The organism is Hungatella sp. (genome assembly GCF_046966825.1).
On sequence record NZ_JBKVCZ010000169.1, the window covers coordinates 1 to 13,024 of the forward strand.

9 protein-coding genes and 2 pseudogenes are annotated in these 13,024 nt (G+C 50.4%); 9 read left to right on the plus strand and 2 right to left on the minus strand.

The window, feature by feature from the left end; translation table 11 throughout:
• Positions 1–202: 202 nt before the first annotated feature.
• From ACLTD4_RS29990 to ACLTD4_RS30015, 6 genes and pseudogenes are all read left to right on the plus strand, one after another.
• A pseudogene (locus ACLTD4_RS29990) lies at positions 203–2,121 on the plus strand (DNA gyrase/topoisomerase IV subunit B).
• A gap of 11 nt (positions 2,122–2,132) precedes the next feature.
• Entirely contained in the window at positions 2,133–4,367 is a 2,235-nt protein-coding gene (locus ACLTD4_RS29995; RefSeq protein ID WP_117623526.1) for a DNA topoisomerase (ATP-hydrolyzing) subunit A, read from the plus strand.
• Between the two features lie 146 nt (positions 4,368–4,513).
• Positions 4,514–5,599, plus strand: coding sequence for an aspartate-semialdehyde dehydrogenase (gene asd / locus ACLTD4_RS30000; RefSeq protein ID WP_055652625.1), 1,086 nt, complete (start codon positions 4,514–4,516; stop codon positions 5,597–5,599).
• 34 nt (positions 5,600–5,633) lie between these two features.
• The gene (locus ACLTD4_RS30005; protein ID WP_117623525.1) at positions 5,634–6,692 is read left to right on the plus strand and encodes an aldose epimerase family protein; all 1,059 of its coding nucleotides are present in this window, start codon (positions 5,634–5,636) and stop codon (positions 6,690–6,692) included.
• 99 nt (positions 6,693–6,791) lie between these two features.
• Positions 6,792–7,676, plus strand: coding sequence for a DMT family transporter (locus ACLTD4_RS30010; RefSeq protein ID WP_117623524.1), 885 nt, complete (start codon positions 6,792–6,794; stop codon positions 7,674–7,676).
• 25 nt (positions 7,677–7,701) lie between these two features.
• Positions 7,702–8,505, plus strand: coding sequence for a nitroreductase family protein (locus ACLTD4_RS30015; protein ID WP_117623523.1), 804 nt, complete (start codon positions 7,702–7,704; stop codon positions 8,503–8,505).
• A gap of 237 nt (positions 8,506–8,742) precedes the next feature.
• Here ACLTD4_RS30015 and ACLTD4_RS30020 read toward each other — a convergent pair whose 3' ends face one another.
• Both ACLTD4_RS30020 and ACLTD4_RS30025 read right to left on the minus strand, forming a co-directional pair.
• Positions 8,743–9,048 carry a hypothetical protein gene (locus tag ACLTD4_RS30020; protein ID WP_117623522.1) on the minus strand — a complete coding sequence of 102 codons (306 nt, stop codon included), beginning with the start codon at positions 9,046–9,048 and terminating at the stop codon, positions 8,743–8,745.
• Positions 9,049–9,166: 118 nt separating this feature from the next.
• Complete coding sequence (locus tag ACLTD4_RS30025; protein WP_117623521.1) at positions 9,167–9,655, minus strand: YbaK/EbsC family protein; 489 nt, start codon at positions 9,653–9,655, stop codon at positions 9,167–9,169.
• A 124-nt stretch (positions 9,656–9,779) separates the two neighbouring features.
• On the opposite strand from ACLTD4_RS30025, the gene ACLTD4_RS30030 reads away from it, so the two are divergent.
• The 3 genes and pseudogenes from ACLTD4_RS30030 to ACLTD4_RS30040 form a co-directional block, all read left to right on the plus strand.
• Positions 9,780–11,840, plus strand: coding sequence for a DNA topoisomerase (locus ACLTD4_RS30030; protein ID WP_117623520.1), 2,061 nt, complete (start codon positions 9,780–9,782; stop codon positions 11,838–11,840).
• Positions 11,841–11,853: 13 nt separating this feature from the next.
• Positions 11,854–12,540 carry a UDP-N-acetylglucosamine pyrophosphorylase gene (locus tag ACLTD4_RS30035; protein WP_002604272.1) on the plus strand — a complete coding sequence of 229 codons (687 nt, stop codon included), beginning with the start codon at positions 11,854–11,856 and terminating at the stop codon, positions 12,538–12,540.
• Between the two features lie 85 nt (positions 12,541–12,625).
• Positions 12,626–13,024: pseudogene (locus tag ACLTD4_RS30040) on the plus strand (sodium-dependent transporter); the annotation flags it as partial.

Here is a 13,024-nt window from a genome sequence, read left to right on the forward strand (position 1 = left end):
CGAACCCGCCTCCTCAGCTTGGGAAGCTGATGTTCTACCAATGAACTATATCTGCTTAGCCAGTTTACTGACACGTCATATATTATAGCACGACTCTGGTATAAATTTCAATACTTTTTTGAAAAAATGTGTTAAAAACTTGCCAAGTGCAGGAATTTCATTGTATAATAGCAAAAGACAATACAAGATGTGGAGGAGTATCATGGCGAAAACACAGTATAATGCGGACAGTATTACCGTACTGGAAGGGCTGGAAGCGGTCCGGAAACGTCCGGGTATGTATATAGGCAGTGTCGGCACGAAGGGGCTTAACCATCTGATCTATGAGATCGTGGACAATGCGGTGGACGAGCATCTGGCTGGCTTCTGTAACCAGATCTGGGTTACACTGGAAGCGGATGGTTCCTGTTCCGTGAAAGACGCGGGACGAGGAATTCCAGTGGAGATGCATAAGAAGGGCATGTCCGCGGAGCGAATCGTATTATCCACCCTTCATGCGGGCGGCAAATTTGATAATGATGCATATAAGACAAGCGGCGGACTTCACGGAGTCGGCTCTTCTGTTGTAAATGCTCTTTCGGAACGGATGAGCGTAAAGGTATATAAGAACGGTCAGATTCATTATGATGCATATGAGCGGGGCATTCCGACGGTAGAACTGGTGGATGGCCTGCTTCCTACGCTGGGAAGGACGAAGGAGACGGGAACTGAGATCAACTTCCTGCCGGACGGAGAGATATTTGAAAAGACCCGTTTTAAGGCGGACTGGCTGAAGAGCCGCCTTCACGAGACGGCCTACTTAAATCCCAATCTTCAGATCACATATCAGAATAAGAGAGCGGGTGAGGAGGAGACCGTCCTGTTCCATGAGCCGGAGGGAATCATCTCTTACGTAAAGGAACTGAACTCCGGAAAGGCTCCAGTTCACGATCCAATCTATTATAAAGGCACCATCGACCGGGTGGAGGTGGAGGTAGCCTTCCAGTTCGTGGATACCTTTGAGGAGAACATTCTGGGCTTCTGTAATAATATTTTCACCCAGGAGGGCGGCACCCATTTAGCCGGCTTTAAGACCCGCTTTACGCAGATGATCAACAGCTATGCCAAGGAACTGGGGATATTGAAGGAGAAGGACGCCAACTTTACAGGCGCAGATACGAGAAACGGCATGACGGCTGTGGTCGCGGTCAAGCATCCGGATCCTATCTTCGAGGGACAGACGAAGACGAAGCTGGCCAGTGCGGATGCCACGAAGGCGGTCTTCACAGTGACGGGAGACGAACTGCAGCGCTATTTCGACCGGAATTTAGAGATTCTGAAAGCAGTTATTTCCTGTGCGGAAAAGTCAGCGAAGATCAGAAAGGCGGAGGAAAAGGCCAAGACGAACATGCTGTCCAAGTCGAAATTCTCCTTTGACAGCAATGGAAAGCTGGCCAACTGTGAGAGCCGTGACGCGGAGAAATGCGAGATCTTCATCGTCGAGGGAGATTCCGCCGGCGGTTCTGCCAAAACTGCGCGAAACAGGATGTACCAGGCCATTCTGCCATCCGCGGAAAGATTCTCAACGTGGAGAAGGCTTCCATGGACAAGGTATTGGCCAACGCCGAGATCAAGACGATGATCAACGCCTTCGGATGCGGCTTTTCGGAGGGCTATGGCAACGATTTCGATATTTCCAAGCTTCGTTACAATAAGATCGTACTGATGACGGATGCCGATGTGGATGGAAGCCATATCGACACCCTGCTTCTGACGTTCCTCTACCGTTTCATGCCGGAACTGATCTATGACGGCCATGTGTTTATCGCCATGCCGCCCCTCTTTAAGGTGATTCCGAAGCGCGGCGAGGAACAGTACCTTTACGATGAGAAGGAGCTGGAGCGCTACCGGAAGACCCACACCGGTGATTTTACGCTGCAGCGCTACAAAGGTCTTGGTGAGATGGATGCGCAGCAGCTCTGGGAAACCACGTTAGACCCGGATCACCGGGTGCTGAAGCAGGTGGAGATCGAGGATGCCCGCATGGCCTCCGAAATCACGGAGATGCTGATGGGCAGCGACGTTCCGCCGCGGCGCCGGTTTATTTACGAGCATGCGGATGAAGCAGAGATTGATGCGTAAGGAGAGGGAACATGGCTGAGAAGATTGTAAAAACAGAATATTCCGAGGAAATGCAGAAGAGCTACATGAACTATTCCATGAGCGTTATCACTGCCAGGGCAATCCCGGATGCGAGAGACGGATTAAAGCCGGTACAGCGGCGTGTATTATATGATATGAGTGAGCTTCGGTTAAACCACGATAAGCCGCACAGAAAGTCGGCGCGTATTGTGGGCGATACCATGGGTAAGTACCATCCCCACGGCGACAGCTCCATCTATGAAACCCTGGTTGTGATGTCCCAGGTGTTCAAGAAGGGAATGCCCCTTGTAAACGGACACGGCAACTTCGGTTCCATCGAGGGCGACGGCGCGGCTGCCATGCGTTACACGGAGGCCAGGCTGGAGAAGTTTGCAGAGGAAGTCTATTTAAAGGATCTGGATAAGACGGTTGAATTTATCCCCAACTACGACGAGACGGAAAAGGAGCCAGAGGTGCTTCCAGTCCGTGTGCCGAATCTTCTGATTAACGGCGCGGAGGGAATTGCGGTCGGTATGAGCACCAGTATTCCGCCTCATAACCTGGGGGAAGTCATCGACGTCGTCAGAGCCTACATCGACAATCCTGAGATAACAACAAGGGAACTGATGGAATACATGCCGGGCCCGGACTTTCCAACTGGCGGCATCATCGCCAATAAGAGCGGGCTCGCGGAGATATATGAGACGGGAAGCGGAAAGATCAAGCTTCGCGGAAAGATCGATATCGAACTGGGAAAACGGAAGGCCGACAAGGACAAGATGGTTATTACGGAGATTCCCTATACCATGATCGGCGCTGGCATCAACAAGTTCCTTGTGGACGTGGCGGAACTGGTGGAATCAAAGAAGCTGACCGATGTAGTGGACATTTCCAATCAGTCCAACAAGGACGGCATCCGCATTGTGCTGGAGCTGAAAAAAGACGCTGATGTGGAAAAGATCCGCAATATCCTTTATAAGAAGACGAAGCTGGAGGATACGTACGGTGTCAACATGCTCGCCATCGCCGGCGGCCGGCCGGAGACCCTGAATTTAAAGGGAATCCTCAAAAATTACCTGGACTTCCAGTATCACAATGCAACACGCAAATACCAGGCGCTGCTGGAGAAGGAACTGGAGAAAAAGGAGATCAAGGAAGGCTTAATCAAGGCCTGCGATATCATCGATCTGATTATCGCCGTGCTGAGAGGCTCCAAGAGCTTAAAGGATGCCAAGGCCTGCCTGATGACAGGAGATATCTCCAACATCAAATTCCGGACAGCCGGATTTGAAAAGGAGGCGGGGCAGCTTCATTTTACGGAGAAGCAGGCCAGCGCCATTTTAGAGATGCGTTTATATAAGCTGATCGGTCTGGAGATTCTGGCTCTGGAGAAGGAGTATAAGGAGACGATGGCGAAGATCGCCGAGTACCAGCATATTCTGGAGAGCCGGGCCAATATGGACGTCGTGATCAAGAAGGACTTGGAGGCTATCAAAGAGGAATTTGCCACACCGCGCCGCACGCTCATCGAGGATGGAAAAGAAGCTGTTTACGATGAGACTGCCGTGGCCGTCTCGGAGGTGGTGTTCGTTATGGACCGGTTCGGCTACTGCAAGCTGCTGGACAAGTCCACATACGACCGCAACAGAGAGACCATCGAGACGGAGAACGTTCACGTGGTATCGTGCTTCAATACAGACAAGATCTGCATTTTCACCAATACCGGCAACCTGCATCAGGTGAAGGCCGCCGATATCCCTTACGGAAAGCTGAGGGACAAGGGTACGCCGATCGACAACTTAAGCAAGTACGACGGCACAAAAGAGCAGATTATCTATCTCTGCAGCGCGGAATCCATGAAGGGCAGCCGCTTCCTCTTCGCCACGAAGCAGGCGCTCGTAAAGAGAGTGCCGGGAGAGGAATTCGAGACAAACAACAGGACCGTAGCCGCTACTAAGCTTTTAGAAGGCGACGATGTGGTATCGATTTTAGTTCTCCGGGCGGAGACCGAGGTGGTGCTTCAGACCTCAAGCGGCGTATTCCTGCGTTTTGCACTGGAAGAGATTCCTGAGATGAAGAAGAATTCCAGAGGCGTGCGGGGCATTAAGCTGGCTCAGGGAGAGGAACTGGAGACCGTCTACTTACTGGGAGAGGATCCGGTGATCGAATACAAGAAGAAGGAAGTTCATTTGAACCGCTTAAAGATCGGAAAGCGTGACGGAAAGGGCAGCAAGGCCCGTCTTTAAAGCGTGCGATTCTTTTCCAGGACGTACATTCCAGGAAAATGTCTCTCTTAGACGTACAAATGTATTTTTGTGACGAATAAACCTTGATTTTTTTTTAACTTTGTTATAGGATAGTCTGAAAAAAGAAATGAAATGAGGAGAAAACTATGGAAAAGAAGTTAAAGGTTGGTGTGTTAGGTGCGACAGGTATGGTGGGACAGAGATTTCTTTCTCTGCTCGAGAATCATCCCTGGTATGAGGTGGTGACCGTGGCTGCCAGCCCCCGTTCCGCTGGAAAGACGTATGAGGAGGCCGTAGGAGACCGCTGGAAAATGACGACTCCGATGCCGGAAGCAGTAAAGAAGCTGACCGTGATGAACGTAAACGAGGTGGAGAAAGTTGCCGCCAGTGTGGATTTCGTATTCAGCGCCGTCGATATGACGAAGGAAGAGATCAAGGCGATCGAGGAAGCATATGCGAAGACGGAGACACCGGTCGTTTCCAACAACAGCGCGCACAGATGGACACCGGATGTGCCGATGGTAGTGCCGGAGATCAACCCGGAGCACTTCGAAGTGATTAAGGATCAGAGAAAGCGTCTCGGCACAGAGCGCGGCTTCATCGCTGTAAAACCGAACTGTTCCATCCAGAGTTACGCTCCCGTATTAACCGCCTGGAAAGAGTTTGAGCCGTATGAGGTGGTGGCTACAACGTACCAGGCAATTTCGGGCGCAGGCAAGACCTTTAAGGACTGGCCTGAGATGGAAGGCAACATCATCCCATACATAGGCGGCGAGGAAGAGAAGAGCGAGCAGGAGCCGTTAAGACTCTGGGGAAAGGTAGAGAACGGAGAGATTGTCAAAGCGAGCGAGCCGGTTATCACCTGCCAGTGTATCCGTGTTCCGGTCTTAAACGGCCATACAGCCGCAGTTTTCGTGAAATTCCGCAGAAAACCGACCAGGGAGGAATTGATCGAGCGCCTCGTAAGCTTCAAGGGGCTTCCTCAGGAACTGGAGCTTCCAAGTGCTCCAAAGCAGTTTATCCAGTATCTGTATGAAGACAATCGTCCGCAGGTTACCATGGACGTGGATTTTGAAAATGGTATGGGTGTTTCCATCGGACGTCTCCGTGAGGATACGGTGTACGATTATAAATTTGTCGGCCTGTCCCACAACACGGTCCGCGGCGCGGCCGGCGGCGCGGTGCTCTGCGCAGAGCTTTTAACGGCGCAGGGATATATTCAGGCAAAATAGTGACACAAATAAGAGAAACTCGGAGGTAGCTGAAATGGCTTACAGGAAAGAACAGTGGGGAGTTATGCCTTCAGGAGAAGCAGTCACTCTCTATACGCTGTCTAATGATAATGGCGTGTCGGCCTCTTTTACCGATTTGGGCGGCACATGGGTGACGATGAACGTGCCTGACAGAGACGGAAAACTCGTCGATGTGGTTCTGGGATATGACAGTGTGGAGGCGTACCTGGAGAATCCGCCCCACTTCGGAGCACCGATCGGCCGCAACGCCAACCGCATTGCGGGGGCGAAGTTTACGCTGAACGGGAAAGAGTACCGGCTGGCGGCTAACGACGGAACGAACAATTTGCACAGCGCGCCGGATCTGTATCACGACCGTCTCTGGGAGGCCGAGACAGAGGAGGGCACTCTCGGAACCGTCATCCGCTTTTCTCTGTTCAGTCCCGACGGTGATCAGGGATACCCGGGAAACGCCAACATCACGGTGAGCTACACGCTGACACCGGATGACAGCCTGGTCATCGCTTACCATATGGTTTCCGACAGCGATACGGTTGCAAACTTTACGAATCACAGCTACTTTAATCTGGATGGCCAGGACGGCGGAAATGCCATGGGCCAGAAAGTATGGATCGACGCGGATACGTATACGGCGGCGGACGCAGGCTCCATTCCGACCGGAGAGATCGTGCCGGTGGCTGGTACGCCTATGGACTTCACTGCCATGAAGGTAATTGGCCGCGACATCGAAGAGGAGTATGAGGCTCTGATTCTCGGCAAAGGCTACGATCATAACTGGATCTTAAACCATGCTCCCGGGGAGACTGAACTTTCCGCGGCAGCTGAATCCGACAAAACGGGGATCCGCATGGAGGTCTACACGGACCTTCCCGGAATGCAGTTCTACACCGGCAATTTCCTCGGTGCAGGACCGGCCGGTAAGAACGGCATGGTATATGCCCCGAGATACGGCTACTGCTTTGAGACACAGTACTATCCAAACGCAGTGAATATGCCGGAATTTCCTTCGCCGGTACTGAAAGCGGGAGAGGAATACCGGACTACTACGATATACCGGTTTACACGCTGGTAACGCTTTAAACACTGCAGCACCATAAAAAGCAAAGGGCTGCCACGGCCATAATCCGGCCTTGGCAGCCCATGTGTATGTGAAAGGACATTAGGGAGACCTATGGGTACGAAAGACGGAAAAGGAATCAAAATACTGGCAGCCATCGGGCTGATCATCACGACCATCATCTGGGGAAGCGCATTTGTTGTCATGAAAAATTCGGTGGATATCATTTCCCCCACCTACTTACTGGCGCTTCGCTTTACCATAGCGGCTATCGCACTGATCCTGGTATTCTGGAGAAAGGTGATGAAGATCAACAAATCGGATTTATTCTGCGGGGGACTGCTGGGTGTGTTTCTCTTTGTCAGCTATTTCTTTCAGACGTATGGATTAAAGTACACGACGGCCAGCAAAAATGCGTTTATCACCACACTGTATGTGATCCTCGTACCATTTCTTCACTGGTTTTTTAACCACAAGAAACCGAAGAGAAATAATATCATCGCCGCCTGTATCGCGGTTGTGGGCCTTGCGCTGCTGTCGCTGGAAGGGGATTTATCCATCAACCTCGGAGATTTACTGACCCTGATCTGCGGCTTCTTCTACGCGGTCCACATTGTATTTATCGACCGTTATACGACGGATCACGACCCGGTCACGATGACGGTGCTGCAGATGGTGGTGGCAGCGGCCCTGAGCTGGATTATCGCGCCGATTCTGGAAGGGCCGTTTGACGGCGGGGTAATTGACAACACAATGATGATCGGTCTTTTGTATCTGGGAATTTTCAGCACAATGATCGGGTTCCTGCTCCAGAATGTGGGGCAGAAATATTTAACGCCGAACACCTCATCCATTCTTTTATCGTTTGAATCGGTATTCGGTCTTATCTTTTCCGTGATCTTCCTGGGAGATCCGCTGACAGTCCGGCTGATGGCCGGCTGTGTATTCATGTTTGCGGCAGTGATTCTCTCCGAATACAGGAAAAAAACGGCATCTTAAATTGAAGTAGGAAAAGGAGAACTGAATGATGAACAGTGCAGTTATAATTGATGAAGAACGGTGTATCGGATGCGGTCTCTGCGTGCAGGACTGTCCGGGAAACGCGATTGTTTTAAACGAGAAAAAGGCCGCTGTCAAATGGCCCTGCATCACCTGCGGCCACTGTGTGGCAGTCTGTCCCTCCGAGGCGGTTTCCATACCGGAGTATGATATGGCGGGGGTGGAAAAGTATCAAAAGGATTCGTTCACCGTATCTCCGGAAAACTTTCTTCACGCGGTTAAATTCCGCCGGAGCATCCGCAGCTATAAGGATACACCAGTCAGCCGGGAAGTGCTGGAGCGGATCATCGAAGCGGGGCGCTATACCGCAACGGCGAAGAACGCGCAGGCGTGTACCTTTGTGGCAGTACAGACACGCTTACCCGAGTTCAAGGAACTGTTCTGGTCAGAATTTCCATACATTCTGGAGATTATGCAGGAGACGAAACCAGACTACGTGCGGGCCTTTACACGTTTCTATGAGAAATGGAAGAAGGACCCCAAGGATGATACCTTCTTCTTTAATGCGCCGTGCCTGCTGATTACGGCAGCAGATAATCCGCTGGATGGAGGTCTGGCGGCCGCCAATATGGAAAATATGGCGGTGGCCGAGGGCGCGGGTGCCCTATACAGCGGCTATCTGCAGAGAACGGTCAGCGTGAGTCCGAAACTGATGGAGTGGCTGGGACTCGAAGGCAGAACGCTTGCCTGCTGTATGCTTCTGGGATATCCAGCCGTGAAATATCAGAGAACAGCGCCACGGAAGACGGGCGACATCCGGTTTTTATAATCTTTATAGAGCTTATAAGAGACGGTTTTAGAGGACGAACCGACAGCGGCTCTGAATCCGTACGTGGAGATGCTTCAGATGCAGGCAAGCCAGTACACAGGATAAAGATGTGTTTAAAATGACAAACTGTGATAAGAGCGGAAGAGGCAGCTAAAAAATGGAGTTAGATCAACTCTTTTTCACTGCCTCTTCTTTTACTTGCTTTTGCCAGGAATGCAATATTTTCATTTGGAATCTTTATGCGATTTTCATTTTGAGTTCGTTCACTTCTTTTTTGATTTCCTGAATCATCTGAAGGAAAAGGGCGTTGTTTTCATGATCTAGTTTTACCGTCCGATAATACTGTGTCAACTCATCCATATTTCTTTTGAGCTGTTCCATCTTCGTTTCAAGATTCTCCTGTACCCTGTCAACCTCATTTAATACGAGATTTTCTGACCTGCCGATCTCGGTCTTTATAATATCTTTGAGAAGATTTTCTGACCTTCCGATTTCTTCTTTCATGATGTCCCTGATTGCCTGCAAATCACTGTGTTCTAACATATGAATACCTCCTGATATGGATTACTAGTATCACGTTACCATCTTCAGCCAATGTTAGTATATCATTGTTCATATAAAGAAACAAGCAATTATATCATAAGTTCAACCTGGATATTCTTTATATGGCCTGTACATCTTTTGCCTTGCAGACATCGATCCATTCCTTTGCCTGTGAATACTTGAAGAGCTCCTCGCAGGTAAGCTCAATCGCGGAACTGGCGCTTCCGGCCGCCGGATATACGGAGGGGAACCGCTGCATGGAGACATCCAGGTAAGTCGTCACGTGTTCCGGATTGGCAAACGGGCAGACGCCGCCCACCTCGTGGCCGGTCAGCATGGCGACTTCCTCGGCGCCCAGCATCCGGGCCTTAAAACCGAACTGTTTCTTAAACCTGGCGTTGTCGATCTTCATGTCTCCGGCTGTGACAATCAGAATACAGCCGTTCGTTTCATCTCCATGAAAAGAAAGGGTTTTGGCGATGCGGGCAGGTTCTACGGACAGCGCTTTGGCCGCTAATTCCACCGTGGCACTGGACACCGGAAACTCCTGTACGTCACAGTCTCTGCCATAATCTCTCAGATATTCTTTTACTTTTGCAATAGACATAATAGGACTCCTTCACTTTAACGTAATAAAATAGAAATAGAATTGTTTATAATTGTATCATTGATATTCCGGATTTTCAATGGTATAATAGACGGGTTATGAATAGAAATCAGTGGGGATATACATGTCAAAATCTTTATACATTGCAGAAAAACCAAGTGTAGCACAGGAATTTGCCAACGCGCTTAAGATAAACGGAAGGCGCAGCGACGGTTATATTGAATCGGAACAGGCAATTGTCACATGGTGCGTAGGCCATTTAGTTACCATGAGCTATCCGGAATGCTACGATCCAAAATACAAGAGATGGAGTCTCGAGACTCTGCCTTTTTTACCGAAGGAATTTAAATACGAAGTGATTCCCAGCGTCGAAAAACAGTTTAAAATCGTGAGCGGTCTGCTGAACCGGCCGGACGTGGATACGATATATGTCTGCACCGACTCGGGACGCGAGGGAGAATATATTTACCGTCTGGTGGCCCAGATGGCTGATGTGAAGGATAAGGCCCAGAAGCGGGTATGGATCGACTCTCAGACAGAGGAAGAGATTTTAAGAGGAATCAGGGAGGCAAAAGATGAGACGGAATACGATAATCTTTCCGCCTCAGCCTATTTAAGAGCAAAAGAAGATTATTTGATGGGAATTAATTTTTCCCGTCTGCTCACACTAAAGTATGGGCAGAATATTTCGAATTACTTAAGAACCGGAAAGAACACGGTGATTTCCGTGGGACGCGTCATGACGTGTGTCATGGGTATGGTAATCCGACGGGAGCGGGAGATCAGGGACTTTGTAAAGACTCCGTTTTACCGGGTGATCGGTACGTTCTCTCCTAAGGACATAGATTTTGACGGAGAGTGGAAAAGTGCCCCGGGCTCCAGATATTTTGAATCCCCGTATCTCTATAAGGAGAACGGATTTAAAGAGAGAAAGACAGCGGAAGCCTTAACCCGGGCACTTTCCGCGGTTCAGCCCATGAATGCGGTGCTGCAGGCCATTGAGAAGAAGAAGGAGACGAAGAATCCTCCGCTTCTTTACAACCTGGCGGAGCTTCAGAATGACTGCTCCAAGATGTTTAAGATCAGTCCGGATGAGACCTTGAAGGTCGTCCAGGAACTGTATGAGAAGAAGCTGGTAACGTATCCGAGAACCGATGCCAGAGTCCTTTCCACCGCGGTGGCGAAGGAGATCTACAAGAACATCGGAGGCTTAAAGAACTTTGAACCGCTGGCCGGATTCGCGGCCGAAGCACTGGAGTCCGGTTCCTTTAAAGGGATTGCAAAAACGCGGTACGTGAATGATAAACAGATTACGGACCATTACGCGATCATACCGACCGGACAGGGCATGGGGGCCTTACGAAGCCTGTCGCCGCTTTCCGCGAAGGTCTATGAGGTAATTGCCAGACGATTTTTAAGCATCTTTTATCCTCCGGCCATCTACCAGAAATACGCGCTGGAGCTGGTTATCGATAAGGAACACTTTTTTGCTAACTTCCGCGTCATGCTGGAGGCGGGATACTTAAAGGTGGCGGATGTTCCGGGAAGCAAGAAAAAACCGGATGCCAAACCAAAGGACGGACAGGCGGAGAATGCCTCCGGAGACTCTGAGGAGGGCAGCACGGATTCCACACAGAAAAACATGGATAATCCGGAATTTATCGCCATGCTGGGGACTCTGAAGAAGGGCGCCGTAATCCCGCTTAAGAGTCTGGCCATCAAGGAGGGTGAGACATCACCGCCCAAGCGCTACACCTCCGGTTCCATGATTCTGGCTATGGAGAATGCGGGCCAGCTGATCGAGGACGATGAGCTGCGGGCCCAGATCAAGGGAAGCGGCATCGGTACCAGTGCGACCCGTGCCGAGATTTTAAAGAAGCTGTTCAATATTAAATATCTGGCTTTGAACCAGAAGACCCAGGTTATTACCCCGACACTATTAGGGGAGATGATCTTTGACGTAGTAAACGCCTCGATCCGCCAGCTTTTGAATCCGGAGCTGACGGCCAGCTGGGAAAAAGGGCTTACCTACGTGGCGGAGGGAAGCATTACATCCGACGAATACATGCAGAAACTCGAGAATTTTGTCGCTGGACGCACGGCCAATGTATTAAGGCTGAACAATCAATACGGCCTTCGGGGCGCATTTGATGCGGCGGCGGCTAATTATAAAAAAACAAAATAGGAGACTTAAGACCATGAAAAAAGAAGATATGCAAATCCAGGACTTATTTGATACCAGCCATACCATAGCAAAACTTTTATTTGAAAGAAACACGTATCCGTGGGAGATCCTCCCGAAGATCGGTGAGTATATTACCTCCCTCGGCGAGCTGCTTCCGGAAGACGAATACAACCGCATGGGCAAATCCATCTGGATTCACAAATCCGTCAAGATGCCGCCGACCGCGTGTCTGGCCGATAACGTAATCATCTGTAAGGGCGCACAGATCCGTCACTGCGCATTTATCCGCGGCAACGTCATCGTTGGTGAAGGCGCCGTTGTGGGAAACTCCTGTGAGTTAAAGAACGTTATCCTGTTTGACGGCGTTCAGGTACCGCATTACAACTACGTAGGCGACTCCATCCTGGGCTATAAGTCACACATGGGTGCCGGTTCCATCACCTCCAACGTGAAGTCTGACAAGACTCTGGTCAAGGTTCACGCAGAGGATGGAGATATCGAGACCGGATTAAAGAAATTCGGCGCGATCCTGGGTGACTTCGTGGAAGTTGGCTGCGGCTCAGTCTTAAATCCGGGAACCGTAATCGGACCGAAATCCAATATCTATCCTCTTTCCAGCGTGAGAGGCTGTGTTGACGGCGGCTGCATCTACAAGAAGCAGGGCGAAGTGGCAGAGAAACGCGAAACAGAGGAAGCATAAGAAAGAAGGCCGGTAAAAAGGCCGGGAAAAGGCCGCCCAATGAGGAAGGCCAGCGATAAAATCAAGGGGTAAGGTACAAAGAGACATGTCAGAAAAAACACATACTGCGGGGAAGAACGGCAAGTTCGGCTCGCGGCTTGGATTTATACTGGCCTCCGTGGGCTCTGCGGTCGGAATGGGGAACATCTGGATGTTCCCCTACCGCGTGGGGCAGTACGGAGGCGCAGCTTTTTTACTCGTTTATTTCGGATTTATCTTTCTATTCGGTATGGTAGGGCTGTCGGGGGAATTTGCATTCGGAAGACTGACTGGGACCGGACCCATCGGTTCTTACGGCTATGCGCTGAAGAGCAGAGGGAGAAGAGGCGGGGGAGTTCTCGGCGCCATCCCTCTGATCGGTTCTCTGGGAATCGCGATCGGTTATGCGATTATCGTGGGCTGGGTACTCCGTTACCTGTTTGGCTCTCTGTCGGGAGTTATGATG